The sequence below is a fragment of the Exiguobacterium sp. GL_137 genome (assembly GCF_057834585.1).
Genome location: NZ_CM174406.1, coordinates 1,028,341 through 1,050,919 on the forward strand (window position 1 = coordinate 1,028,341; position 22,579 = coordinate 1,050,919).

The following is a 22,579-nucleotide window of genomic DNA, read 5'->3' on the forward strand; positions in this document are numbered from 1 at the left end:
TATTTAGTAATAAGCATATAGGAGGAATTTTAATATGGCTCAACCATTCAAACGCGTATTTTTAGTCGTCATGGATTCGGTAGGAATCGGAGAAGCACCGGATGCAGAACAATTCGGTGACCTTGGTGCGCACACACTCGGGCATATCGCAGAACAACGTGATGGTCTGAATATGCCTCATCTCGCTCAGCTTGGTCTGTCGCATATCGAACCTGTTCAAGGTATATCAGCAGATGCTGCGCCACTTGCTTCTTACGGGAAGATGGAAGAAGTTTCAGCCGGAAAAGATACGATGACTGGTCACTGGGAAATCATGGGCTTGCGGATCGACACGCCGTTCCGCGTCTTTGAGAAATTCCCGGAAGATTTAATCGGTCGCCTGGAAACATTCTCGGGCCGAAAAATCATCGGGAACAAACCGGCATCCGGAACAGAAATTCTCGATGAACTTGGACAGGAACATGTCGAGACCGGTGCTTTGATTGTTTATACATCAGCAGACTCCGTGCTTCAAATCGCAGCGCATGAAGAAGTTGTTCCGCTTGAAGAACTCTACCGGATTTGCGAGTATGCCCGTGATATTACACGCGACGACCCGTATATGCTCGGTCGAATCATTGCCCGTCCGTTCCTCGGTGAGCAGGGAGCATGGGTCCGGACTTCAAACCGTCATGACTATGCGCTGAAGCCGTTTGACCGGACTGTCATGAATGAACTCGAAACAGCGGGTCTTGATGTCATCTCGCTCGGTAAAATTGCAGATATCTTTGATGGTGAAGGTGTCACGGACGCGATTCGGACAAAATCGAACATGGACGGTATGGATCAACTCGTCAACCAGCTCGATCGTGACTTTACAGGACTTTGCTTCTTGAACCTCGTCGATTTTGATGCGTTGTTCGGTCACCGTCGCGACCCGCAAGGATACGGTCAGGCATTAGAAGAGTTTGATGCCCGTCTGCCGGAAGTCTTTGACCGCCTGCAGGAAGATGATTTATTGATCATCACAGCAGACCACGGCAATGATCCGGTCCATCCGGGAACAGATCATACCCGTGAGTACGTTCCGCTGTTGGTCTATTCGAAAAACGGGGCTGCAAAAGATCTTGGTATCCGTTCGACGTTTGCCGACCTTGGAGCAACAGTTGCCGATAACTTCAACGTGAAGCTGCCGGCGCACGGTACGAGTTTCTTGTCAGAACTTTAATTTAAGGGAGCGATTCAGATGACAGTCAATTGGAATGAAACACGGTCGTATTTAGAAAGCAAAATGCAGGCGAAACCGGAAATCGGTTTGATTCTCGGTTCAGGACTCGGTGTCCTGGCGGATGACATCGAAAATCCGATTGCGATTCCTTACAGCGATATCCCGAACTTCCCGGTCTCGACAGTAGAAGGTCATGCCGGGCAGCTCGTCTTCGGAACGCTCGAAGGCAAACAAGTCGTTGCCATGCAAGGACGTTTTCATTTCTATGAAGGCTATTCGATGGAAATGGTTACCTTCCCGGTCCGTGTCATGAAAGCAATCGGTGTCGAAACACTGATTGTCACGAATGCAGCCGGTGCGTGTAACGAAGCATTTGAACCGGGAGATTTGATGCTGATCACGGATCACATCAACTTCTTCGGCACAAACCCGTTAATCGGCAAAAACGTTGATGAGATGGGACCACGGTTCCCGGATATGTCGAAGCCGTATGACGCTGAATTGTTGCGTCTTGCCCAAGAAACAGCAGACGAACTTGGTATTCAAGTGCGTCAAGGCGTTTACTTCGGCAATACAGGTCCAACCTACGAAACACCGGCAGAAGTAAAACTCGCCCGGTTGCTCGGTGGAGATGTCGTCGGTATGTCGACAGTTCCGGAAGTCATCGTCGCCCGTCACTCGGATATGCGCGTGCTTGGTATTTCGTGTGTCTCGAACATGGCAGCCGGCATTCTCGATCAACCGCTTCACCACGACGAAGTCATGGAAACGACGGAACGTGTCCGTGCGCACTTCCTGTCACTTGTCCGCGGTTCGATCAAAAAAATGTAAGATTAAGAATTGAAGCCCGATAAAATACGAACGACCCCCTGAGGAGGAACTTATTATGCGTATGGTAGATTTGATTGCAACAAAACGAGACGGCGGCGAGTTACCAACAGCCGATATTAAAGCGATGGTTGAAGGATTCACGAACGGTGACATCCCGGATTACCAAATGTCAGCGATGTCGATGGCGATTTTCTATCAAGGCATGTCAGACCGCGAAATCGCGGATTTAACGATGGCGATGGTCGAATCAGGTGACGTGATTGATTTATCACGCATCCACGGTAAAAAAGTCGACAAACACTCAACAGGCGGTGTCGGCGATAAAATCAGTCTGATCGTCGCGCCACTCGTCGCGTCAATCGGAATTCCTGTCGCGAAGATGAGCGGACGTGGTCTTGGTCACACAGGCGGAACAATCGATAAGCTCGAAGCGTTCCCTGGATTTGATGTCGAGTTATCGGAAGAAGCTTTCGTGACACAAGTCAATGACATCAAGATGGCGATCATCGGACAAACGGGCAACCTGACACCTGCTGACAAGAAATTATATGCGTTACGTGATGTAACAGCGACGGTCAACTCGATTCCATTGATCGCAAGCTCAATCATGTCGAAAAAAATCGCAGCCGGTGCGGACAGCATCGTCCTTGACGTTAAAACGGGTTCAGGTGCTTTCATGAAATCATTTGAAGACGCGAAAGCACTTGCAACAGAAATGGTATCAATCGGGAAAAGTGTTAACCGGAAGACGATTGCCGTCATCACGGACATGGATCAGCCGCTCGGAAACGAAATCGGAAATGCGAACGAAGTCAAGGAAGCGATTGAAGTGCTCCAAGGGAAAGATGTGCGCGATTTGAAAGTCATCGCCTTGACGATTGCATCACACATGGCAGTCCTTGGTGAGTTCTACCCGACGTTTGACGAAGCATACGCGGATCTCGAGACACGTCTCGCAAACGGAGCAGCTCTCGACGTCTTCAAGAAGTTCATCGCAGCGCAAGGCGGCGACGCCTCACTCGTCGATGATATGTCAAAAGCACTCGAAACGAAGTTCGAAAAAGATTTCGTCGCGTCGAAAGCCGGATACGTTTCAGAAATCATTGCCGATGAAGTTGGTGTCGCAGCAATGATTCTCGGTGCAGGCCGGGCAACGAAAACGGATGTCATCGATCACGCAGCAAGCGTTACATTGTTCAAAAAAGTCGGCGACAAAGTCGAAGTCGGCGATGTCATCGCGACACTCCGTTCGAACAAAGAAACACTCGATCAAGCGATCGAAAAAATGGATCATGCCTATCATATTAGTGATACGAAGCCGGAAGCACGTCCGCTCGTTCACGCGGTCATTCAATAAGGTGTTTTCTGACAACCGTCTGGGTTTCTTTCCCAGTCGGTTGTTTTTTGGTATAGTAAAAACAATAACGTGAGGGGGAAAACAGATGAAACCAGCTCAATTAAATGTCGGGGATACGATTGCGATTCTTTCACCGGCTTCTGCTGTCGCAGCGTACGTACCGCGTCGTCTGCAACGGGGAATCGAGACGCTTGAACGGATGGGCTTTCAAGTCCTCGTGATGCCGAACACGACAGCAATCTACAGTCATACGGCAGGAACAATCGGGGAAAGGCTTCAAGATTTACATATGGCATTCCGAAATCCGGATGTCAAAGCGATCATTGCGACGATCGGCGGCTTTAACTCACATCAATTGCTCGATGAACTCGATTACGACTTGATTCGGAATAATCCGAAAATCTTCATGGGGTACAGTGACATTACGGCTCTGCTTTCCGGCATCCAGACGAAAACCGGTTTGACGACGTTCGTCGGGCCCGCGATCTTACCGCAGTTTGGTCAACTGCACGGACTGGATGCATATACGCAGAAGTGGTTTGAAAAAACGTTGATGCAGACCGGACCGATTGGTCAAATCGAAGCATCGGATGAATGGACGGATGAAGGCTTGCGCTGGGACATCAACGATGACCGGAAACGGACGCATGTCGTCAACGACGGATACGTCGTCGCCCGCGCAGGAGAAGGGACAGGACCGATCATCGCCGGCAATCTCGGGACGCTGCTGTTGCTTGCCGGGACACCGTATATGCCGTCGTTCGACGGTGCTGTTTTAATGCTTGAGGATGATGAAAGTGAGACACCGGCGACGATCGACCGGTACTTTACGCAACTGCGTCATCTCGGGGCGTATGAAAAGATTTCGGCGATTGTCGTCGGACGTTTTCACGGAAAAGTCGAGTTTGATCCGGATTTCACGCTGAAGGACATCCTCCTGCGGGCGACCCGTGGATATGACTTCCCGATTGTGCTTGAGGCAGACTTCGGACATACGGATCCGGTCTTCCCGTTACCGAACGGCATTCAGGCATCGGTTACTGCCGGTGAAACGGTTGTGCTCGAAATTCTCGAATCCGCGGTCGAGTGAGTAAAAAACCTGCGTTTTTTGTAAAGATTTGATACACTAGGTAACGGAGCCGCGAATGTCGTGGCGAACACCACAGCTGAAAAGCGCGAAAGGTTGGTATACGATGCAAAAAACTGGATATATCTTATTGGAAGACGGAAATAAAATTGAGTTTGAACTGTTTAACGACGATGCACCGATCACAACAGAAAACTTCGAGAACCTTGCGAACTCGAACTTCTATGATGGATTGAACTTCCACCGTGTCATCCCTGGTTTCGTCTCACAAGGCGGTTGCCCGATCGGAAACGGTACAGGCGGATCAGGTAAGACGATTCCGTGTGAAACGTCAACATCATACCCGCACAAGCATAAAGCCGGTTCACTTTCAATGGCACATGCAGGTCGTAACACAGGATCAAGCCAATTCTTCGTTGTTCATGAGCCGCAACCACACCTCGACGGCGTGCACACAGTTTTCGGACAAGTGACATCAGGTCTTGAACATGCGACAAAAATGAAGCAAGGCGCTGGCATTAAAGAAATTCGTGTCGAAGCGTAAGTGATTTCTTCCCTTCTTTGATGAAAGAAGGGGAGTTTTTTTTTCGTTCAATACGGGAAGTGACAACAGAACCGAAAAACGAAGGAGCGATGCATCATGCGTTTAGCAGGAAAAAAGATCATCCAACTTGTCAGTAATGATTTTGAAGATTTAGAGCTGTGGTATCCGGTCCACCGGTTACGCGAAGAGGGCGCCACGGTCGACATCGTTGGTGAGAAGGCCGATGAAAAATACATCGGAAAATATGGTGTCCCGATTGTGTCGGACAAAACGTTTGACGAAATCAATCCGGCAGATTACGATGCGATTTTAGTACCGGGTGGCTGGTCACCCGATTTATTGCGCCGGTTTGATTCCGTCCTCGCCATGGTCCGTCATTTTGACCAAACGAAACAACCGATCGGTCAGATTTGTCACGCCGGATGGGTTCTGATTTCAGCAGGTGTCTTGAATGGTGTCAATGTCACGAGTACACCGGGAATCAAAGATGATATGACAAATGCCGGAGCAACGTGGCATGATGAACCGGTCGTCGTTGACGGACACATCATTTCAAGCCGTCGTCCACCGGATTTACCGGACTATATGCGCGAATTCATTAAAGTACTGGAAGATTCGAAGTAAAACAGTATCGTCTAAAAAGCGCGCCTCCCTGTCACCGGACAGGGAGGTCTTGTTTGAAATGGGGCAGAGGCATTTGTTTTAGAGGAGTCCGCTTTTTTGATGGATTTGACGAAAAGTGAAGCATTTCAGGTCGAGAAGGTGTAGAATAAATAAGTCTCAGTTGATCATGTTCCTGAGAGTTGTTGAAACTAGGAAGGTGTAGAATCAGATGCTAGTAAAATATAAAAAGTTGAATGAACGGACCGCGATGGGGTTAATCGCTTTTTCGTGCGAAGTGAAGGATCCGAAGTATTTGCTTGAAACGGTTCAAACCTATGAACAAGACGAGAATCAACAGTTGTATCTCTATAAACAGGATGAAGATTTTATCGGCATCATCGGATTTCAATTAGTGGATGGCCACGCTGAATTGAAACATATCGCCTTGTCGCCATCGTTCCGCGGGGAACGGATGTCGTATATGTTACTGGATGCAGCCGAAAAGATGTTGCGGACAGAAATCACGGGTGCAACGGACGAAACGAGTCGACTTGTTGAGAAATGGAAAAATCAATAAAAACCGGTCCATGTAGTTACGGACCGGTTTTTCATTTTTTCTGCCGCGCGGCAAGTGCCGCTTGTCGTGCCATGATGACATCCTGCCGGTCCCGCAGGACGTGTTTATGTCGCAAGAACGACAGGTCCTGCAACTGTTCAATCGGCAGACTGTTGATCCGTTGGTCCAAGTCATGTGCGAGGGGTAACGGAATATGCTCGTAGTCCGGCTGCATGAACACTGGTTGTAAGGCAAGCAGACGGGGGACGTCGATTCCTTGGGCGGACAGTGATCCGGCATGCCGTTCGAGTTTTTGGAAAGCTTTCGGGTAGGTCCGCATCGCTCCCTGTACATTGCCGCGGCGATGATGATAGCGGGCGACGGCGAGCTGAATCAAGGCGACGAGGGATTCATCTTGCCGTTGCCCGGCCTGCCACAGCTCTTCAAGTACTTCGTGGCATTCGAAATAGTCATGTTGGACGTTGAATTCAAAGGCAAATTGTTCGATTGGATGCATGGATGGATCTCCTTTCCTTTTAATATAGCATAGTCGAAATCAGGTGATGTATGGTATACTAAGGCGCAAAAAACGTTGATGGGCAGGGAGAATCATGGAATCATACAGTGTAAAGATGGATGCGTTTGAAGGCCCGTTGGATTTGTTGTTACATTTGATTGGTAAACTGGAGATTGACCTGTATGACATTTCCGTCTCAATCGTGACGGATCAGTATGTGTCCTATATTCGGGCCATGCAACATCTCGAACTGGATGTTGCGAGTGAATACCTTGTCATGGCAGCGACGCTCCTGCAATTAAAAAGTAAACAACTGTTACCTGTCGAACAGACGGATTTCGAAGAAGTTCCGGATTTTGAAGAGGATCCGACACGTGAAGGGTTGATTCAGCAACTGATCGAATATAAAGCATACAAAGAAGCTGCACTTGTCTTAAAGGAAAAGGAAGAAGCGCGGCTCGAACTGTTTTCAAAACAGCCGGAAGACTTGATGACGTATCTGGATGCGGACAATCAGGATTACAGTGGAAACCTGTCTTTTAGTGACTTGTTGCGCGCTTATGAGAAAATGCGTCAACGCGTCGCCTGGAAAGTACGCCGTTCAAAAACCGTCAAACGGGAAGAACGGACACTTGAACAACAGATGGTTCACGTTTCGGAATATGTTTTTGCCAATGAAGGAACGACGTTTTTTGGTTTTTTCACGGAACAACCGACCGTTGAAGAATTGGTCGTCAGCTTTTTGGCCGTACTCGAACTGGTCAAACAACGGGTCGTCGCCTGTGAGCAAATGAACGATGATATCCTGTTGCGTGCCTTAGTGAAGGAGGAGAATCAGATTGGCGTATGAGCGAATCATTGAAAGTTTGTTATTCGTCGTCGGAGACGACGGAATCGATCCGCGTGGTCTGAGTCAAGTCCTTGAAATCAGTGAGGCAGCGGCTCGGGAACAGCTACATGCTCTTCAGACGGCATTTGAAGCGGACGAACGGGTGTTGCAAATCGTCGAATCCGGCGGTGTCTTCAAGATGGTCACTCGGAAAGAGATGTCACCGTATGTGCAGGCATATGCCGGTTCTCTTGCAGAGGACAGCCTGTCACGCGCTGCGATGGAGACACTCGTCATCATCGCCTACAAACAGCCGGTTACCCGGGCGGACATTGAAGTCATTCGTGGTGTGAAGACGGAGCGTGTCATCCACACGTTAAGTGCAAAAGGATTAATTGATGAAGCCGGACGTGCCAAAGGCGTCGGGCGTGCCAAATTGTATAAGACGACGGATCATTTTTTGGATCACTTCGGACTGAACAGTATCGAAGAATTGCCGCCGCTTGAGTTTGAAGAAACACTTGAAGCGGACGGGGATTTGTTTTTCCGGAATGAACCGTCACTAGAGGAGAGAATAAATTAATGGAACGTCTACAAAAAATTATTGCCCAGGCCGGTGTCGCATCACGACGCAAGGCAGAAGAACTAATCACAGAAGGTCGCGTCAAAGTCAACGGGAAAGTCATCACGGAACTCGGGACGAAAGTCGGCGGACGTGCAGAAGTCGAAGTCGACGGAGTGAAGCTGGAACGGGAAGAACACGTTTACTACATGCTGTATAAACCAACAGGTGTCGTTTCGACGGTAGAAGATGATAAAGGCCGTAAAACGGTCGTCGATCTTGTTCCCCCGGGTCACCGCGTCTTCCCGGTCGGTCGTCTTGACTACAACACAAGCGGATTACTGCTGTTGACGAACGACGGCGAGTTTTCGAATCTCCTGCTCCACCCGAAATACAAAGTACCGAAACGTTACATCGTCAAAATCAAAGGCGTGCCGGACTACTATCATGTCAAAGGTCTTGAAAAAGGTGTCGTCTTGCCGGACGGATTCAAGACCGGTAAAGCACGCGTCGAGATGCGCGATGTCGATAAGAAAAAAAATACCGCGATTTTAGAAATGGTCATCTATGAAGGCCATAACCGTCAAGTCCGTCAAATGGTCGAAACACTCGGCGCAGAAGTCATCAAGTTGAAACGGGAACAGTTTGGTTTCCTGACGCTTGCTGGATTAACATCAGGCGACTGGCGTGAACTTTCGAAAAAAGAAGTCAATCAATTGCGTGAGCTGGCGGATCCGGTTGCTCCCCCTACGAAAAGACGTAAGAACACAAAAAAACGTTAATTTGTAAAGCGAGAAGCTCAGCCTGCGGGTTGAGTTTTCTTTGTTTGTGACAAAACGATTAACGTATTTCACATTCTGTCAACAATTAAGCGATTTCAAGTACAATATGGGTGGAGGCGGTGCAACATGAAAAAAACGAATCAGAACCCGGACGAGCGGCTAGCAGCCGCGAAGCAAAAGAAGAAAAAACGTTCATTTTGGCGGTTAATGATCATGACGATGGTATTATTCGCCGGTGCGGTCGTTATCATGCAGTTTGTCGATCAGGCGACACGGGATAAAGACGGTCGTGTCCTTGCCGGAGATGACGCGCCAGGATTTGCACTTGTCGATTTGTATGGAGAAAAACAACATACGATGGACGAGTACAAAGGCAAAGGACTTTTACTCAATTTTTGGGGGACATTCTGTGAGCCCTGTAAAAAAGAAATGCCGTTGATCAACGACAATTACGACATGATGCAAAAAGAAGGTGTTAATTTTGCGGCAGTAAACGTCGGTGAGACACCGGTCCGAGTATCCAGTTTCATCAAGGAAATCGGAGGAACCGACTATCCGGTCCTGATGGATACGAACAGTGCCGTCGAGAAGGCGTACGGGATCTACAACCTGCCTGTGACCTTCATCATCAACAAAGAAGGTAAGGTCGTTGAAAAGTATGAAGGTGAAATTGACCAAGCGAAGTTAGAGGAAATGATCAAAAAAGCAAACGAGTAACGCATCGAGGGGGAATTTATGATGCAGCAGGAATATAAGCAACTGGATATGCGTTATGAGGAAGCCGAGCTTCGTTCAAAACGAAAAAATCAATCATGGATCGACCGGACATGGACATTCTTTTCATCCGTTAAAGTCGGTTTGTGGTTGATCGGCTTAATCATCATTGCAAGCGGCGTCGGAACCATCTTCCCGCAGGAGATGTACATTCCGCAAGCGATTCCGCCGGAAGAATTTTACGGAAAAGAATACGGGACGGCCGGGGAGATTTATTATGCCCTCGGCTTCCATAATTTGTTTGAATCCTGGTGGTACATCGGCTTAATCACATTATTACTGTTATCCATCATCATCGTATCGATCGACCGTTTCTTCCCGCTGTATCGTGCGTTGAAGAAACAACCGGTCATCCAGTCCGACCGTTTTATGGGCGGTCAGCGATTTGGCGCTGAAGCGACTGGAACGGTCAAACAGATTGATGCCATTGAACCGTTACTGAAGAAAAAAGGCTACAAGGTCCGTCGTCAAGACAGTTCCTTGCTCGCGGAGAAACAACGATTCGGGCGCTGGGGTCCGTATATCAACCATATCGGGCTTGTCCTGTTCTTCGGTGGAGCGATGTTACGCATCGTTCCCGGCATGCACGAAGATGAGCTGATGTGGATCCGTGAAGGCGAAACGTTGCCGGTCGAAGCGACGGACAATAAGTATTATCTCGAGAATAACTCGTTTAACATTGAGTTTTATGATCCGGCAAAAGAACCCGAGAAATTCAGAGAAGCTCTAAAACGGGCCGGTGGAAGTGTTCCGAAAAACTATGACACCCAGATGACGTTGTATAAAAAAACCGGCATGAAGGACGACTTTAAACCGAAACTTGAGAAAGTCAAAACCGGTGAAACAGCCGTCAACCAACCGTTCGAGTTCGGTAATTATCAAGTTTTCCAAGAGCAGTATGCAGCGGATCCGGAATTCAAGACGATGTCATTCAACATCGAGAATCAAAAAACGGGTAAAGTCGTCGATACGATTAAAGTCGACTTGCGCAATCCGCAGGAAACTTACAAATTAAAGAACGGTTATGACGTCGAACTGAAAGACTTCTTGCCGGACTTCGTCGTCAAGGATGGAAAACCGACAACGAACTCGTCCCGTCCCGTCAATCCGGCGTTTGTCTTTACGATCAAATCACCGGAACATCCAAAAGGGGAACGGAGTCTGATCGGAATTAAGCTGAATGTCGGCGGCGATGAAAACCAGTATAAGATGGGCTTCGCCGGTACGGAACTGTCGAACATTTCCGGCGTCCGGATTAAAAAAGATCTGACGCTGCCGTTCCTGTTCGCTGGCGGTATGATATTCATGATCGGGTTGCTGCTCGGCATGTACTGGCCGCACCGCAGACTCTGGTTGAAAGAAACAAACGGGCAGATCAACATTGCCGGATTTACGAATAAAAATGCACTTGGACTTCAAAAAGAAGTCAATCTCGCCTTGACTGAAGTGGGACTTCCGCAACTGGAAGACCGGCAGAAGTTGCGGGAAGAGGGGGAATCGAAATGAATCTGCTTAGTTTAAGCGGTAATTTACTGCTTACGTCGTTCATCTTATATCTGATCAGTACCGGTTTCTTTGCCGTCGCAACAAGTGGTAAAAAGGGACCAAGCCGTTCCGGGAAAATTGCTTTCTCACTTGCTCTTTTGGGATTTGTGGCCCAGCTCGGCTACTTCTTCACACGCTGGGCAGGAGCTGGACACGTTCCGGTTTCGAATCTTTATGAGTACACGACATTCTTCGGAATGATGATGGTACTCGGCTTCCTGATCGTCTACGGGATTTATCGCAACAATGTCCTCGGACTTGTGGCGATGCCGGTCGCGTTGCTTGTCATCGCTTACGCGTCGATGTTCCCGGATGAAGTTCAACCGTTGATTCCGGCACTTCAAAGTGTCTGGTTGAAAATCCACGTGACGACGGCAGCACTCGGAGAAGGGATTCTTGCAGTCAGCTTCGCAACCGGATTGCTGTATCTGATCCATGCGACAGACTTCAACAAAGAATCGAAAACACGGACATGGCTTGAAGTTGTCATGTTTTCACTCGCATGTGTCGTCGGTTATATCATCGTCGGTTTATTGTTCAATGCACTCGGAACGAACTCGACGATCGAGTATGTCGCGAAAAACGGTGCGACGATGCAACATGACTACACGATGCCAGTTTTGACTGGTCCTGAAAACGGAAAGATCATTTCCGGTTCTGGTGCTGTCGTTGAATTACCGAATTTCCTCAATGCCAATAAAGTCAATACGGTCTTATGGTCATTGATCGGCGGTTTAGTCTTATATATTCTGCTTCGCTTCGTCATTTTACGGAAACGTTTGGCGGAGAGCCTGAAACCGATCGCCCGTAAGATTGATCTCGAGACAGCAGATGAAATCAGCTACCGTGCGATTGCGATTGGTTTGCCGGTCTTCATTCTCGGTGGATTGATCTTCGCGATGATTTGGGCACAGATGGCTTGGAGCCGTTATTGGGGTTGGGACCCGAAAGAAGTATGGGCCTTGATCACGATGCTGTTCTATGTCTTCTACCTGCACATGCGGATCCAGCGCGGCTGGATTGGTAAAAAATCAGCGTGGTTGTGTGTCGGCGGATTTGCCGTCATCATGTTCAACCTCGTTTTCGTCAACTTGGTCGTTGCAGGTCTTCACTCTTACGCGTAAGTAACGAAATCAATTACTGGAATCATCAGTCAAGGATGGACGGTGGAAGGAAACTTCCGCTGTCCATCCTTTTTTAGGCGAGACGATTGATTTCCACGGTCAGAGACGCTATTTCTTTTGTTTCATAGTATACTAGAAGAGTAGTAGGATAGAGTGAGACAGATTAGTTTATGGGAGGAATCAACTGATGTCAGAAGAAGCGCGTATTTTAGTCGTCGATGACGAAGAACGGATTCGACGTTTATTAAAAATGTATCTCGAACGTGAGAACTTTACGATTGAAGAAGCCGACAATGGAGAAACGGCTCTCGAGATGGCACTTGAAACGGAATATGATGTGATTCTACTTGATTTGATGATGCCGAAGCTCGATGGCATGCAGGTCTGTGAAGAACTGCGGAAAACGAAAGCGACACCAATCGTCATGCTGACGGCAAAAGGCGAAGAGACGAACCGGGTCCACGGTTTTGAAATGGGGGCGGACGATTATATCGTCAAACCATTCAGTCCCCGCGAAGTCGTCTTACGTGTCAAGGCAATCCTGCGCCGGGCAAGCGCAACGAAGTTCCTGCATACGGATGCGAAAACAAAAGATGTCATCGTCTTCCCGCACTTGACGATTGATAATGATGCCCACCGTGTCACAGTCGAATCGCAGGAAGTCAATTTGACACCAAAAGAATATGAATTGCTGTATTTCCTGGCGAAGCAGACGGACAAAGTCTTTTCGCGGGAACAGTTATTAAAAGAAGTCTGGAACTATGAGTTTTTCGGCGACTTACGGACCGTTGACACACATGTCAAACGACTGCGTGAAAAACTGAACCGTCTGTCACCAAATGCAGCCCAAATGATTACGACGGTTTGGGGTGTCGGCTACAAGTTCGAGAATAATCCCGCCTGACGATGAAATGGTTACAGAGCGTCGTCATTAAATTGTGGGGAACGATTTTATTACTCGTTTCCGTCGTCTTGATTGCCTTGACGATTTTATTACTCGAATTTTTCAACTCGTTCCATATCGAACAGGAACGGGGCCATTTGGCAAAACTCGGGCAACAGGTCGAAACGGTCTTCCAGGCCCACAGCGGTCTCGAAGAAGGATCTGCGACCGCGATCGAGATTACCGATATTTACGGGGCGACCTTGATTGCGACGACGAAGGATAATACGGTCGAAACGAATATCTCGGAAACAAAAGCAAAGCGGATCATCAAGGAACTCGAACGTCAGAACTGGAAAGCCGTTGACGGTGAAGAAGGGGAGACCGCGATCGGGAACTACGAGACGTTTAACGGAAAAGCAGCTCTTGCTTACCGTGCTCCGTTCATCACGGAAAGCGGAAGCGGGACGATGTATCTGATCGAACAGTTGACGAACATCGAACAGGCCAATGAAGGAGCGCGTCAAATCATTCAGCTTTGTGTCCTGCTGGCCATCATCGGAACGACCGTCTTTGCCTTCTTCCTGTCGACCCGGATTACGGCTCCGCTCCGAACGATTCGTCAAGCGGTCGTCGAGGCCGGTGAAGGAAAGTTTGATCAGAGTCTGACCCAGCGCTCGCGCGACGAAATTGGAGATTTGGCGCTTGCGTTTAATGAGATGAGCAGTCAGCTCAATCAGTACGTCACGGATCTTGATAAGGAACGTCATTTGTTATCGTCCATCTTAAGGTGTATGGCGGACGGTGTCTTGACCTTCTCGGAATCAGGTGAGTTACTGGCTACTAATCCGCCGGCCGAAGCGTTCCTGGCAGGTGGACCGGTTCCGGATGAGTTGATTGAGTTGTTCCAGACGGTCATGCGCAAAGAAAAAGAAATGACGGTTTCCTTTGAACGGGAAGGCCGCTTTTATATCATCATCGTCAGTCCGTTGCTTGAGCAGGAAGAACAAATCGGAGCAGTTGCTGTCCTGCGTGATATGACGGAAGCGCAGCAACTCGAGAAGATGCGTGCCGACTTCGTCGCAAACGTCAGCCACGAACTGCGGACACCGCTTGTCATGCTGCAAGGTTATTCGGAAGCGATTGTCGACGGTATGACCGAAAGTGATGAAGCGACAAAAGAGTTTGCGTCCATCATATACGATGAGTCGCAACGGTTGTCCCGCCTCGTCAATGATTTGCTCGATCTGGCACGGATGGAAGCCGGATATCAGGAAAAACGGGTTGAACCGATTGATGCCGTTCCGTTCGCGAACCGGATGATCAAGAAGTTTAAGCAGATGGGACTTGAAAAGCGGGTATCGTTTGAAGTGACCGGTCCCGACGTGCAGTTTGAAGCTGATCCGGATCAAATGGATCAGGTGATGACAAATCTGCTTGGAAATGCGTTACGGTATACAGAAGATGGACAAATCAAGATTGAAATCACAGAAGATAGGGAAACTATATCTTTATCTGTAATTGATTCAGGGGACGGTATTCCGGAAGAGGATGTCCCGTTTGTCTTTGACCGTTTTTACAAGGCGGACAAAGCCCGGACACGCGGCAAGACAGGGACCGGAATCGGTCTCGCGATTGTTGCAAACGTCGTCCGGTCGCACGATGGAGAAGTCCAGGTCGAAAGTGAACTGGGCAAAGGATCCGTTTTCCGAATTCAATTACCAAAAAAACAAAGGAAGCGAACTTTATGATTCGCTTCCTTTCGCTATAGGAGTGAGTCGTTTGAAAATCTATACTAAATCAGGTGATGAGGGAGATACGTCACTCGTCGGTGGACGTGTCAAAAAAAATGATGTGCGGATTACGCTGATGGGCGAACTGGACGAACTGAACAGTTTTGTCGGACTGGCCCGGACAAAAGCGACATCAATCGAAGTCAAAGAACAATTGACGGTCATCCAGCATGTCCTGTTCGATTGCGGGAGTGACTTGATGTACGTCGAACCGAAAGCATCCCGTCTGAGCACGACTGCGACGGAAGATCTCGAAAGCTGGATTGACAGTCTGACGGAATTGTCGCCGCCGCTCGATAAATTCATCTTACCGGGAGGCACGGAAGCAGCGGCTTGCCTGCACGTTGCCCGTACGGTCTGCCGGCGTGTCGAACGGGCGATGATAGATGTCGAACAGGCACATCATTTGTTACCGTTCATCAACCGTCTAAGCGATTTCTTCTTTACAGCGGCCCGTTATGAAAATGCGGTCAATGAAAAAGCGGACATCGAATATTTACGCAGTGCCCATGTGTTTAAACGAAAGGATGGAGAAGCATGAGTCAGTCATTTCAAACGTGGAACAAACAAGGAACGACCTTTCATCTCGTTCCAACCGATAAATTCAAGACGACGACGGTCCTCGTGACGTTTTCAGCACCACTCGAAGAGAAGACACTGACGAGCCGCGCCTTATTGCCCTACATCATGGAAAAGTCGACAGCTGCCTATCCTTCGATGAAGGCATTACGTGAGCCGCTCGAAACATTATATGACGCAGGTCTGTATGCCGATGCTTCGAAATTCGGGGAAGAACACGTCATCTCGTTCCAGCTCGATGTCGTCCGCGGTAACCTTGTACGTCATGAGACGCTGCTTGAAGAAGCGCTCGATTTACTGGAGCAGATGATTTTTTATCCGGACTTGACAGAGGGTGGATTCCGGGAACAGTTCGTCAAACAAGAAAAACGGTTGCATGCTCTCCGGATCAGCTCGTTATACGATGATAAGATGCGTTTTGCCCAGCAGCGTTTGCTCGAGCTGATGGCACCGGGAGAAGCGGTTTCATTATCTTCACTTGGTACACTTGAAGCACTCGAACAAATCACGCCGGTTTCCTTACGTGATACATACCGCTCGATGGTCGAACAGGACCGGATTGATGTATTTGTCGTCGGTCATGTCACGCAAGATGAGATGGAAGATGCCTTATCATTCTTACCTTCCCATGATCAAAAGGCGAGTCACTACATTCCGGCTCAAAAACAGGTGGCAGGTGTCAAACGTTCGTCAGAGACGCAACCGATCAAACAAGGTAAATTGCATTTAGGATATCGTGTCAGTGTCGATCCGACGTCCGTCGATTCGATTCGGATGCAAATCGTGAACGGCCTATTCGGAGGATTCCCGCATTCGAAGCTGTTCATGAATGTCCGTGAAAAAGAAAGTCTCGCCTATTACGCGGCATCCCGTTATGCCGCACTGAACAGTGCATTGTATGTCTATGCCGGCGTAGAGACGAAACAGGCGGAACGGGCCGAGACGATTATCGGCGAACAACTAAAGGATCTCAAGGCAGGGCAGTTCACGGATCAGGAACTGACGCAGACGAAGGCGATGTTAATCAATGCCCGTCGGCAAATTCTGGATCAGCCGGGACAATTAATCGGCTGGTTGAATGGATCAAAGATGCGCGGACTGACGCTTGAAGATGAGATTCATCTCATCGAGACGGCAACACGTGAGGATGTCGTCCGTTTAGCGGCAACGATCGAGCTTGAGGCAGTTTATCTATTGCGAGGTGAAGAATAATGGAACAGTTGACGTATCACGATACAGACGAAACAGTATTTTTTGAACAGCTCGATAACGGACTTGCTGTCTATTTACTTCAGAAAAAAGGCTACGAAAAGACGTATGCGACGTTTACGACGCGTTACGGATCAATCGATAACCGCTTTAAAAAGGATGGACAGTGGGTCAATGTTCCGGACGGTATCGCGCATTTTCTCGAGCACAAGATGTTTGAGTCGGAGCAAGGGGATGTTTTCCAAGAATTCGGACGCCTCGGTGCATCGGCAAACGCCTTTACATCGTTCTCGCGGACTGCGTATCTGTTCTCGGCGACATCGTTGATTGAACAAAATCTTGAAACGCTGATTGATTTCGTCCAGGATCCGTATTTCACGGAAGAGAGTGTCGAAAAAGAAAAAGGCATCATCACTCAGGAAATTCAGATGTATCAGGATAATCCGGGATGGCGCTTATTCTTCGGTCTGATTGAATCGATGTATGCGAAACATCCGGTCCGGATCGATATCGCCGGGACACCGGAATCAATCGATCAGATTACAGCGGATGATCTTTATACGTGTTACCGGACGTTCTATCATCCGTCCAATATGGTGCTGTTCGTCGTCGGTAATATCGATCCTGCCGAGACGCTTGCCTTGATCAAAGCGAACCAGGCGAAAAAAGATTATACGGATCGTCCGGCGATCGAACGCGATTACGGCGTCGAACCAGACAATGTCTTCCGTAAACGATTTGAACTTGAGCTGGACGTCAAGACACCAAAAGTCTTGATCGGTTATAAAGACAGTTCACTCGGCGGACAGGAACAATTGCGTCGTGAACTGACAAGCGAACTGTTGTTACACCTGTTATTTGACCAGACGTCATCCACATATCTCGAGTTGTACGAAGACGGTTTGATCGACGATACGTTCAGCTTTGATTATTCGAGTGAAGAAGAATTTGCCTTCGCGACATTCGGAATGGAGACGGAAGATCCGGACCGTTTCATCACAGCCTATGAAAAACTGTTGGCTGTCCGTCCCGACTTTGAAGAAACAGAAGTCGTCCGGAAGCGGAACATGATGCAAGGGAAGTTCCTCCGTTCGTTGAACTCACCGGAATTCATCGCAAATCAATTCTCACGTCATGCTCTTGCCGGAACGAATCTGTTTACGTTACCGACTTTGATTGCATCGATTACAAAAGAAGAAATCGAAGCCCGGTTCGATGAATTGTTCGCGCTTGAAAATCGTGCGATTTCCATCGTTAAACCGTATGCTTGACCGATGCGGATTTTAATTACGGGGGCAAGCGGAGCAATTGGTCGGGCGACAGTCTTCCGCTTAGCGGCGGAAGGGCATGAACTCGTCCTCCACACCCACCAAAAACAACATGAGCTTGAACAGATGGTGAAGCAGTTGCCTGTGACGGCGGAGATCGTCACAGGCGATCTGTCTGACCGGAGGAACTTGACGGCATTTTGTGAGAAATTACCGTCCGTTGAAGGATTCGTTCACATTGCCGGAACGAGTTTCAGTGGTCTGCTCGTTGATCAGTCCCGTTCCTCGATCGAGGCGATGATGACGTTGCATGTCGAATCCCTGATTCGGATTGCCCAGACTTTGACGAGCCGAAAAGCTTTTTCAGCATCACTTTCGATCGTCGTCGTCAGCAGTGTATTAGGTGAATTCGGTGCCGCCGGTGAAGTCGTCTATTCGACCTGTAAGGCGGCACAACTCGGTTTCGTCAAGTCATACAGTAAGGAGCTCGGTGCGATGAATGGACGGGTGAATGCCGTTACGCCGGGCTGGATCGAGACCCCGATGAATGCCGTCTTTTCCGCAGAAGACCGGGACCTGGCACTCGCTGAAATACCTGCCGGTCGCTTTGGACGGGTCGAGGAAGTGGCATCCGCCATAACGTATTTAATGGGACAAGATTCGGCGTATATGAATGGTGCCGTTCTCAAAATTGACGGAGGTTGGATGTAATCCGGTGAAATTTGCTTAGGGGAATGCTTTTCATTTTTCAAAAAATCATTTAACATGAGGGATGGATAATCGATTTGAAGAGGAGGCAGGGCGCGTGAGTGAATTCGAACAGTGGTATCTGGAGTACGAACTGAACGTCAATCGTCCTGGTATATTAGGGGACATCGCGTCACTCATGGGGATGCTACATATTTCGATTGTCACGATTAACGGTGTCGATCACCAGCGTCGGGGCATGTTGCTTCAAACCAAGCAACCGGATCAAATCCCGCGACTCGCAGCCATCCTGAAGACGATGACGACGATTGACGTGATCAAACTTCGTAAACCGAAACTCCGGGACCGGATTGCGATTCGCCATGGTCGTTACATCGACCACAGCAGCGGCGAAATCAAGACGTTCCGTTTTGTCCGGGAAGATTTAGGGATTCTCGTCGATTTCATGGCCGAACTCTGCAAACAGGATGGACATCTGTTGATTGGCGTTCGCGGTATGCCGCGTGTCGGGAAAACCGAATCAATCGTTGCGGCGAGTGTCAGTGCCAATAAAAAATGGTTATTTCTTTCATCGACGTTAATCAAACAGACGGTCCGGACTTCGTTGTTCGATGATGAACGGACAGGCGATTATGTTTATATCATCGATGCGCTTGTCTCACAGCGCCATTTCGACGAGCGGCATTGGCAGATTTTACGTGAAGTCATGCGACTTCCCGCTACAAAAATCGTTGAACATCCAGATGCTTTTGTTAAATCGAGCGAATACACGTGGGATGATTTTGATTACATCATTGAATTACGCAACTCGACAGAAGAAATCATTGTCACCGAACCACCTCGTGCCCATGGCGGGAACGATTGGTTCAATTTCGAATAAGTATTGAAAATGGAAGGTGTGTTACCGATGACTGAGCTCGGAACCTACTTAAAGGAACAACGGGAGACGCTAGGAATCTCTCTTGAACAAATTCAAAGTACAACAAAAATTCAAAAACGTTACATTGTTGCGATTGAAGAGGGCGACTATAAACAATTGCCGGGTGCGTTTTATGCACGTGCCTTTATCAAGACATACGCGGAAGCACTCGGTCTTGATGTCGATGAAGTGTTTACGACTTACAAACGTGATTTGCCGGAACCGGAAGCGCAACCTGTCGTTGAGCTGTCCCGGCGTGCGACGTATTCGAAATCAACGGCACCGAAGAAAAGTGTCGCCAAACGGTGGATTCCGAATATCATCATCATTGCCTTGATTTTTGCAATCGGGGTAGCCTTGTATTACGGATTCCAGGCGTTCCAGGATGGTGACGGAACGAAAACGGCGACACCGAAACAAAGTGAGGTCACGATTGATGAAGGTGACGCACCGAGTGAGGAAGCAGACGCGCCGGTAGCGGAAGAATCGAAAGACGAACCGGCGAAAAAAGAAGAACCTGTAAAAAAAGAAACGAAAAAACCATTGGCAGTCAAGACGACAGTCGGTCAAGACATCACCTATGAAGTCCCGACAGATGGTACAATGAGTGTATCCATCCGGATCAAAAAAGATGCATCACCGTCACCGTTCGTCGGTGTACGGGATACTTCTTTAGAAGGACAAGCACTCGCACCTGACCATATCAATGCGTCAGATCCAAACCCGATCGTCGTCAAAAATGCCAAAACGGACGTGATTCGGATTCGGGTCGGCTCCATCAAAGGAATCGACCGGATTCTCGTCAACAATCAGGAGCTTAAGCTTAACCGCTCCCTCCTCGTTCAAAATATTTACTTGAAGAAAGTAGCCACGCCATAAGGCGTGTCTTCTTCATGTCAGCCGTTTTGCTGACATACATAACCCGAAAAGGAGGGATACGAGAATGAACTTGCCCAATCAATTGACGGTCTTACGCGTGTTACTGATTCCCGTGTTCGTTGCCGTCTTAGCCATCAATCCAGACTGGGGACAGTGGGATGTCTTAGGAGCGGAACTCCCGGTTTCCCACTTCGTCGCCGCGATGATCTTTTCCGTCGCCGCCATCACTGATTGGCTCGACGGGTATATTGCCCGGAAAAACAAATTGGTCACGAACTTCGGTAAATTTATGGATCCACTCGCCGACAAGATGCTTGTCGCTGCGGCACTCGTCTATTTAGTCGAACTCGGATTCGTAGCTGCCTGGGTCGTCGTCATCATCTTATGCCGTGAATTTGCTGTGACAGGACTCCGTCTTGTCGCTTCAGATGAAGGGATCGTCCTTGCGGCCGGAAATTCCGGAAAAGCAAAGACCTGGGTCCAGTTGACATCCATCATCGCCTTTTTACTGCACGATATCGGATTTGCGTTATTCAACATTCCTTTTGCGGAAATCACGATGTGGTTGGCGTTGATTTTAACAATTTATTCAGGTCTCGAGTATTTCTCGAAAAATATCAAATTAATTACGAAATCCATGTAAGGTGGATCAAACAAGACTGTTCGTCAAACCGAACAGTCTTTTCGTATAGTTAAGAAAGCGGGGACGTAGGATGAAAGCAGAAATCATTGCTGTCGGAAGTGAATTGTTGTTAGGGGAAATTGCGAATACGAATGCCCAGTATTTATCGGAGTGGCTTGCGACATGCGGCATTGACGTGCATTACCATACGGTCGTCGGAGATAACCGGGATCGGATGGTCGAAGTCGTCACACGGGCCCAGGAACGGGCGGAATTGATTGTCATTACCGGAGGACTTGGACCGACGGAAGATGACTTGACGAAAGAGGTCGTGGCGGACCTGCTCGGACGGACGCTTCATGTGGATCAACCGGCCTACGACCGGATTGAGGCATTTTTAAAAACGCGGGGACGCACGATGACGGAGAACGAAAAAAAACAGGCCCTTGTCATCGATCAAGCCGATGTTTTGACGAACCAGGCGGGACTTGCACCGGGTATGTCCGTTCATACACCGGACCATCAATACATTCTGCTACCGGGTGTTCCGCGGGAAATGAAACGGATCATTGCGGACCATTTCGATCATCTTTTAGGCAAGGAAACGATTAAATCGAGAACATTACGTTTCTTCGGCATCGGAGAGTCGGCATTAAACGATCAGTTGGCGAATCTCATCCGGACCGCCCGTAATCCTTCCGTCGCACCGTATGCCGAATTAGCAGAAGTCCGTCTTCGTTTGACGGCAAAGGCGCTTGATGAACAAGTCGCCCTTGGTATGCTTGACACGCTGGAGCAGCAGATACTTGCCGAAGTCGGGAGTCACTTTTACGGTTACGGCGAAACGAGTTTACCCGAGGTCGTCCTCGACCGCTGCCGGAAAGCCGGTCTGACCCTGTCTGCAGCGGAGTCACTGACCGGAGGTGCTTTTGCGAACGGTTTGACCGATATTCAAGGCGCAAGTGATGTTTTCCGCGGCAGTGCCGTCGTCTATGCGGATACCGCTAAAGTGAACGTCTTAGGTGTACCGCATACCTTACTTGATGAACAGACTGCCGTCAGCAGAGAAGTTGCCGTTGCCATGGCGGAAGGGGCACGCAAACTGTATCAAACGGATCTCGCGATCGCTTTAACCGGTGAAGCAGGTCCGACGAGCAACAGCGGACGAGCGGTTGGGACGGTCTATTGTGCCCTGGCACATTCAGGCGGTACGGAAGTACTTGAACTGACATATCCCGCCTTCGACCGTGGTATGATTAGATTACGTTCTGTCAAAGATGCGTACTTCATGCTCATTCAAAATATCAGCCTGACGGACGAAATAGGCAAAAGATGATTTCTTTCAACTATGCGAATAAATGTTCGTAAAAAGCTTGTTATTCGGTCTCAAAAGAAGTACAA

General features: G+C 48.7%; 24 protein-coding genes. 23 read left to right on the plus strand and 1 reads right to left on the minus strand.

Annotated features, from left to right (window positions below):
* Positions 1 to 34: 34 nt before the first annotated feature.
* The 7 genes from deoB (at position 35) to AC3IRK_RS05350 (ending at position 6,206) form a co-directional block, all read left to right on the plus strand.
* Positions 35 to 1,207, plus strand: coding sequence for a phosphopentomutase (gene deoB, locus AC3IRK_RS05320; RefSeq protein WP_188005288.1), 1,173 nt, complete (start codon positions 35 to 37; stop codon positions 1,205 to 1,207).
* 18 nt (positions 1,208 to 1,225) lie between these two features.
* A complete protein-coding gene (locus AC3IRK_RS05325; protein ID WP_026833469.1) occupies positions 1,226 to 2,038 on the plus strand; it encodes a purine-nucleoside phosphorylase in 813 nt (270 codons plus the stop codon).
* Positions 2,039 to 2,093: 55 nt separating this feature from the next.
* Positions 2,094 to 3,395 (plus strand): pyrimidine-nucleoside phosphorylase, encoded by a 1,302-nt coding sequence (locus AC3IRK_RS05330; protein WP_114596253.1) that lies wholly within the window; start codon positions 2,094 to 2,096, stop codon positions 3,393 to 3,395.
* 85 nt (positions 3,396 to 3,480) lie between these two features.
* On the plus strand, positions 3,481 to 4,485 hold the full coding sequence (locus AC3IRK_RS05335) for a S66 family peptidase (protein WP_131973140.1): 1,005 nt from the start codon (positions 3,481 to 3,483) through the stop codon (positions 4,483 to 4,485).
* Positions 4,486 to 4,588: 103 nt separating this feature from the next.
* Positions 4,589 to 5,026, plus strand: a complete 438-nt coding sequence (locus tag AC3IRK_RS05340; RefSeq protein WP_012369909.1) for a peptidylprolyl isomerase — start codon at positions 4,589 to 4,591, stop codon at positions 5,024 to 5,026.
* Between the two features lie 96 nt (positions 5,027 to 5,122).
* On the plus strand, positions 5,123 to 5,650 hold the full coding sequence (locus AC3IRK_RS05345) for a type 1 glutamine amidotransferase domain-containing protein (RefSeq protein WP_131973139.1): 528 nt from the start codon (positions 5,123 to 5,125) through the stop codon (positions 5,648 to 5,650).
* Between the two features lie 208 nt (positions 5,651 to 5,858).
* Positions 5,859 to 6,206: a GNAT family N-acetyltransferase gene (locus AC3IRK_RS05350; protein WP_026828814.1), complete on the plus strand. Its 348-nt coding sequence runs from the start codon at positions 5,859 to 5,861 to the stop codon at positions 6,204 to 6,206.
* Between the two features lie 31 nt (positions 6,207 to 6,237).
* On the opposite strand, the gene AC3IRK_RS05355 is transcribed toward AC3IRK_RS05350, so the two are convergent.
* On the minus strand, positions 6,238 to 6,702 hold the full coding sequence (locus tag AC3IRK_RS05355) for a DUF309 domain-containing protein (RefSeq protein ID WP_489170478.1): 465 nt from the start codon (positions 6,700 to 6,702) through the stop codon (positions 6,238 to 6,240).
* 94 nt (positions 6,703 to 6,796) lie between these two features.
* Here AC3IRK_RS05355 and AC3IRK_RS05360 point away from each other — a divergent pair, with 94 nt between their 5' ends.
* The 16 genes from AC3IRK_RS05360 to AC3IRK_RS05435 all read left to right on the plus strand — a co-directional run bounded on the left by AC3IRK_RS05360 (position 6,797) and on the right by AC3IRK_RS05435 (position 22,514).
* Positions 6,797 to 7,552 carry a segregation/condensation protein A gene (locus AC3IRK_RS05360; protein ID WP_026828812.1) on the plus strand — a complete coding sequence of 252 codons (756 nt, stop codon included), beginning with the start codon at positions 6,797 to 6,799 and terminating at the stop codon, positions 7,550 to 7,552.
* Positions 7,542 to 8,114 carry an SMC-Scp complex subunit ScpB gene (gene scpB, locus AC3IRK_RS05365; protein ID WP_131973138.1) on the plus strand — a complete coding sequence of 191 codons (573 nt, stop codon included), beginning with the start codon at positions 7,542 to 7,544 and terminating at the stop codon, positions 8,112 to 8,114. The genes AC3IRK_RS05360 and scpB overlap by 11 nt, the downstream gene beginning before the upstream one ends.
* Positions 8,114 to 8,875 carry a pseudouridine synthase gene (locus tag AC3IRK_RS05370; RefSeq protein ID WP_014969990.1) on the plus strand — a complete coding sequence of 254 codons (762 nt, stop codon included), beginning with the start codon at positions 8,114 to 8,116 and terminating at the stop codon, positions 8,873 to 8,875. Before scpB ends, AC3IRK_RS05370 begins: the two co-directional genes overlap by 1 nt.
* 126 nt (positions 8,876 to 9,001) lie before the next feature.
* Positions 9,002 to 9,592, plus strand: coding sequence for a redoxin domain-containing protein (locus tag AC3IRK_RS05375; protein ID WP_026828810.1), 591 nt, complete (start codon positions 9,002 to 9,004; stop codon positions 9,590 to 9,592).
* 18 nt (positions 9,593 to 9,610) lie between these two features.
* Positions 9,611 to 11,155: a cytochrome c biogenesis ResB family protein gene (gene resB / locus AC3IRK_RS05380; RefSeq protein WP_214853902.1), complete on the plus strand. Its 1,545-nt coding sequence runs from the start codon at positions 9,611 to 9,613 to the stop codon at positions 11,153 to 11,155.
* On the plus strand, positions 11,152 to 12,318 hold the full coding sequence (gene ccsB, locus AC3IRK_RS05385) for a c-type cytochrome biogenesis protein CcsB (RefSeq protein WP_131503033.1): 1,167 nt from the start codon (positions 11,152 to 11,154) through the stop codon (positions 12,316 to 12,318). The genes resB and ccsB overlap by 4 nt, the downstream gene beginning before the upstream one ends.
* 187 nt (positions 12,319 to 12,505) lie before the next feature.
* Positions 12,506 to 13,222 carry a response regulator transcription factor gene (locus tag AC3IRK_RS05390; RefSeq protein ID WP_012369919.1) on the plus strand — a complete coding sequence of 239 codons (717 nt, stop codon included), beginning with the start codon at positions 12,506 to 12,508 and terminating at the stop codon, positions 13,220 to 13,222.
* Between the two features lie 2 nt (positions 13,223 to 13,224).
* A complete protein-coding gene (locus AC3IRK_RS05395) occupies positions 13,225 to 14,952 on the plus strand; it encodes an ATP-binding protein (RefSeq protein ID WP_131503032.1) in 1,728 nt (575 codons plus the stop codon).
* 31 nt (positions 14,953 to 14,983) lie between these two features.
* Complete coding sequence (locus tag AC3IRK_RS05400; protein ID WP_114596244.1) at positions 14,984 to 15,535, plus strand: cob(I)yrinic acid a,c-diamide adenosyltransferase; 552 nt, start codon at positions 14,984 to 14,986, stop codon at positions 15,533 to 15,535.
* Positions 15,532 to 16,785: an EF-P 5-aminopentanol modification-associated protein YfmF gene (yfmF, locus tag AC3IRK_RS05405; protein ID WP_489170479.1), complete on the plus strand. Its 1,254-nt coding sequence runs from the start codon at positions 15,532 to 15,534 to the stop codon at positions 16,783 to 16,785. Before AC3IRK_RS05400 ends, yfmF begins: the two co-directional genes overlap by 4 nt.
* Positions 16,782 to 18,053: an EF-P 5-aminopentanol modification-associated protein YfmH gene (gene yfmH, locus AC3IRK_RS05410; RefSeq protein WP_371819887.1), complete on the plus strand. Its 1,272-nt coding sequence runs from the start codon at positions 16,782 to 16,784 to the stop codon at positions 18,051 to 18,053. Before yfmF ends, yfmH begins: the two co-directional genes overlap by 4 nt.
* Positions 18,054 to 18,056: 3 nt before the next feature.
* The gene (ymfI, locus tag AC3IRK_RS05415) at positions 18,057 to 18,761 is read left to right on the plus strand and encodes an elongation factor P 5-aminopentanone reductase (protein WP_131503029.1); all 705 of its coding nucleotides are present in this window, start codon (positions 18,057 to 18,059) and stop codon (positions 18,759 to 18,761) included.
* Positions 18,762 to 18,822: 61 nt separating this feature from the next.
* Complete coding sequence (locus tag AC3IRK_RS05420; protein ID WP_251135835.1) at positions 18,823 to 19,638, plus strand: DUF3388 domain-containing protein; 816 nt, start codon at positions 18,823 to 18,825, stop codon at positions 19,636 to 19,638.
* Between the two features lie 27 nt (positions 19,639 to 19,665).
* Positions 19,666 to 20,556 (plus strand): helix-turn-helix domain-containing protein, encoded by an 891-nt coding sequence (locus AC3IRK_RS05425; RefSeq protein WP_426354972.1) that lies wholly within the window; start codon positions 19,666 to 19,668, stop codon positions 20,554 to 20,556.
* A 64-nt stretch (positions 20,557 to 20,620) separates the two neighbouring features.
* On the plus strand, positions 20,621 to 21,199 hold the full coding sequence (pgsA, locus tag AC3IRK_RS05430; protein ID WP_114596239.1) for a CDP-diacylglycerol--glycerol-3-phosphate 3-phosphatidyltransferase: 579 nt from the start codon (positions 20,621 to 20,623) through the stop codon (positions 21,197 to 21,199).
* A gap of 70 nt (positions 21,200 to 21,269) precedes the next feature.
* Entirely contained in the window at positions 21,270 to 22,514 is a 1,245-nt protein-coding gene (locus AC3IRK_RS05435; protein ID WP_489170480.1) for a competence/damage-inducible protein A, read from the plus strand.
* The last annotated feature ends 65 nt before the right edge of the window (positions 22,515 to 22,579 follow it).

What these genes read in the sequence shown, in the direction of transcription:
- deoB (WP_188005288.1), top strand. Translation starts at nt 35, where the DNA reads ATGGCTCAACCATTCAAACGCGTATTTTTAGTCGTCATGGATTCGGTA.
- AC3IRK_RS05325 (WP_026833469.1), top strand. Translation starts at nt 1,226, where the DNA reads ATGACAGTCAATTGGAATGAAACACGGTCGTATTTAGAAAGCAAAATG.
- AC3IRK_RS05330 (WP_114596253.1), top strand. Translation starts at nt 2,094, where the DNA reads ATGCGTATGGTAGATTTGATTGCAACAAAACGAGACGGCGGCGAGTTA.
- AC3IRK_RS05335 (WP_131973140.1), top strand. Translation starts at nt 3,481, where the DNA reads ATGAAACCAGCTCAATTAAATGTCGGGGATACGATTGCGATTCTTTCA.
- AC3IRK_RS05340 (WP_012369909.1), top strand. Translation starts at nt 4,589, where the DNA reads ATGCAAAAAACTGGATATATCTTATTGGAAGACGGAAATAAAATTGAG.
- AC3IRK_RS05345 (WP_131973139.1), top strand. Translation starts at nt 5,123, where the DNA reads ATGCGTTTAGCAGGAAAAAAGATCATCCAACTTGTCAGTAATGATTTT.
- AC3IRK_RS05350 (WP_026828814.1), top strand. Translation starts at nt 5,859, where the DNA reads ATGCTAGTAAAATATAAAAAGTTGAATGAACGGACCGCGATGGGGTTA.
- AC3IRK_RS05355 (WP_489170478.1), bottom strand. Translation starts at nt 6,702, where the DNA reads ATGCATCCAATCGAACAATTTGCCTTTGAATTCAACGTCCAACATGAC.
- AC3IRK_RS05360 (WP_026828812.1), top strand. Translation starts at nt 6,797, where the DNA reads ATGGAATCATACAGTGTAAAGATGGATGCGTTTGAAGGCCCGTTGGAT.
- AC3IRK_RS05370 (WP_014969990.1), top strand. Translation starts at nt 8,114, where the DNA reads ATGGAACGTCTACAAAAAATTATTGCCCAGGCCGGTGTCGCATCACGA.
- AC3IRK_RS05375 (WP_026828810.1), top strand. Translation starts at nt 9,002, where the DNA reads ATGAAAAAAACGAATCAGAACCCGGACGAGCGGCTAGCAGCCGCGAAG.
- resB (WP_214853902.1), top strand. Translation starts at nt 9,611, where the DNA reads ATGATGCAGCAGGAATATAAGCAACTGGATATGCGTTATGAGGAAGCC.
- ccsB (WP_131503033.1), top strand. Translation starts at nt 11,152, where the DNA reads ATGAATCTGCTTAGTTTAAGCGGTAATTTACTGCTTACGTCGTTCATC.
- AC3IRK_RS05390 (WP_012369919.1), top strand. Translation starts at nt 12,506, where the DNA reads ATGTCAGAAGAAGCGCGTATTTTAGTCGTCGATGACGAAGAACGGATT.
- AC3IRK_RS05395 (WP_131503032.1), top strand. Translation starts at nt 13,225, where the DNA reads ATGAAATGGTTACAGAGCGTCGTCATTAAATTGTGGGGAACGATTTTA.
- yfmF (WP_489170479.1), top strand. Translation starts at nt 15,532, where the DNA reads ATGAGTCAGTCATTTCAAACGTGGAACAAACAAGGAACGACCTTTCAT.
- ymfI (WP_131503029.1), top strand. Translation starts at nt 18,057, where the DNA reads ATGCGGATTTTAATTACGGGGGCAAGCGGAGCAATTGGTCGGGCGACA.
- AC3IRK_RS05420 (WP_251135835.1), top strand. Translation starts at nt 18,823, where the DNA reads ATGGATAATCGATTTGAAGAGGAGGCAGGGCGCGTGAGTGAATTCGAA.
- AC3IRK_RS05425 (WP_426354972.1), top strand. Translation starts at nt 19,666, where the DNA reads ATGACTGAGCTCGGAACCTACTTAAAGGAACAACGGGAGACGCTAGGA.
- pgsA (WP_114596239.1), top strand. Translation starts at nt 20,621, where the DNA reads ATGAACTTGCCCAATCAATTGACGGTCTTACGCGTGTTACTGATTCCC.
- AC3IRK_RS05435 (WP_489170480.1), top strand. Translation starts at nt 21,270, where the DNA reads ATGAAAGCAGAAATCATTGCTGTCGGAAGTGAATTGTTGTTAGGGGAA.